The 2,243-nt window shown below is 61.3% G+C and carries 1 protein-coding gene; it reads left to right on the top strand.

The window, feature by feature from the left end; genetic code table 11:
• Positions 1-320: 320 nt before the first annotated feature.
• On the top strand, positions 321-2,243 hold a 1,923-nt coding region (gene betT, locus ACK1U9_RS25075), incomplete at its 3' end, for a choline transporter BetT (RefSeq protein ID WP_449110257.1).

The following is a 2,243-nucleotide window of genomic DNA, read 5'->3' as shown; positions in this document are numbered from 1 at the left end:
AACTGCTCTGTGTATTTACCCATAGATCCCCCAAGGGTTGGATTGGTGTCCAACTTCTTGGGGGCAGTCCATACCTGTGGGAGCGGGCAAGCCCGCGAAGAGGCCAGTGCAGGAGGGCACCAATCAGCGCCCCGATTCGCATTGAAATCCGATCCATGTTTAACTTGAACGCTTGTTCAATGAAAAAACGCTGGTCCGCTGCCGGTGTTCAACAGGAGGATTCCTTTGCTGAACCCGTTCATTCCGAGCCTTACGTCATTCGACGAGGTGCACCCCCAATGAGTGCACCGACCCCTTCCCTTGCCAACGGCAAGATCCGCATGAACCCCCCGGTGTTCTATTTCGCGGCAAGTTTCATCCTCATCTTCGGCCTGGTGGTCATTTCCTATCCGCAAGCAGCAGGCGACTGGTTGCTGGCGGCGCAGAACTGGGCGGCCAACACGGTCGGCTGGTACTACATGCTGGCGATGACGCTGTACCTGGTCTTCGTGGTGGTCACCGCCTTGTCCGGCTACGGCAAGATCAAGCTCGGTGCCGACCACGACGAGCCCGAGTTCAGCTACCTGTCGTGGGCCGGCATGCTGTTTGCCGCCGGCATCAGCATCACCTTGTTCTTCTTCTGTGTTTCCGAACCCTTGACCCACATGCTGCAGCCGCCCCAGGGCGAAGCGGGCACGGCCGAGGCCGGACGCCAGGCGATGCAGATACTGTTCCTGCACTGGGGCCTGCATGGCTGGGGTGTGTTCGCCTTCGTTGGTATGGCCCTGGCCTACTTCGCCTACCGGCACAACCTGCCGCTGGCCTTGCGTTCGGCGTTGTACCCGCTGATAGGCAAGCGCATCAACGGGCCGATCGGTTATGCAGTGGACGGCTTCGGCATCATCGCCACGGTGTTCGGCCTGGGTGCCGACATGGGGTTTGGCGTGCTGCACCTGAATGCTGGCCTCGACTACCTGTTCGGCATCGACCACAGCCAGTGGGTGCAGGTGCTGCTAATCACTCTGATGATGGGTGCCGCGGTGGCCGTGGCCGTCGCCGGGGTGGAGAAGGGGGTGCGGGTGATGAGCGACATCAACCTGTTCCTGGCCTGCACGCTGTTGCTGTTCGTGTTGTTTGCAGGGCCTACCCAGCACCTGTTCAACACGCTGATCCAGAACCTCGGCGATTACCTGGGTGCCTTGCCGCGCAAGAGCTTCGACGTCTATGCCTACGGCGAGAACCGTGACTGGCTGGGCGGCTGGACGGTGTTCTACTGGGCCTGGTGGATTGCCTGGGCGCCGTTCGTGGGCCTGTTCATCGCCCGCATCTCCCGTGGCCGCACAATCCGCGAATTCGTCTTTGGTGTGCTGTTGATTCCACTGGGCTTCACCCTGGCGTGGATGTCGATCTTCGGCAACAGCGCCCTGGACCAGGTCATCAACCATGGCATGACAGCGCTGGGCCAGTCGGCGCTGGATAACCCGTCGATGAGCCTGTACCTGCTGCTGGAGACCTACCCCTGGAGCAAGACGGTGATCGCCATGACGGTGTTCATCAGTTTCGTGTTCTTCGTCACCTCGGCCGACTCGGGCACCGTGGTGCTCTCGACCTTGTCGGCCAAGGGTGGTGATGCCGACGAGGATGGGCCGAACTGGCTGCGCATCTTCTGGGGCGCGATGACGGCGCTGATCACCAGTGCGCTGTTGTTCGCCGGCAGCATCGATTCGCTTAAATCGGCGGTGGTGCTGACCTCGTTGCCGTTCTCGCTGATCCTGCTGTGCATGATGTGGGGGCTGCACAAGGCGTTCTACCTGGAGTCGCAACGGCAGATCGCGCAGATGCATTCGCTGGCCCCGTTCGCCCAGTCACGCCGCGGCCGTGGCGGCTGGCGCCAGCGCCTGAGCCAGGCGGTGCACTTCCCGTCGCGTGATGAGGTGTACCGCTTCATGGACGACGTGGTGCGTCCGGCAATTGCCGATGTGCGTGAAGTGTTCGAGCAGAAGGGCCTGGTGCTGATTACCCAGGACGACCCGAGCCACGACAACGTCAGCTTGAAGATTGGCCATGGCGAGGAACAGCCGTTCATTTACCAGGTGCAGATGCGTGGCTACTTCACGCCATCGTTCGCCCTGGGTGGGCTGGGTACGCAGGAGTTGAAGAACCGCCGTTACTACCGGGCGGAGGTGCACCTGAGCGAAGGCAGCCAGAACTATGACCTGGTGGGCTACAGCAAGGAGCAGATCATCAACGACATCCTCGACCAG

The organism is Pseudomonas sp. XP1, assembly GCF_053557675.1.
The sequence above is the reverse complement of the archived record's forward strand: the minus strand, read 5'-3'. Positions and strand labels throughout refer to the sequence as shown.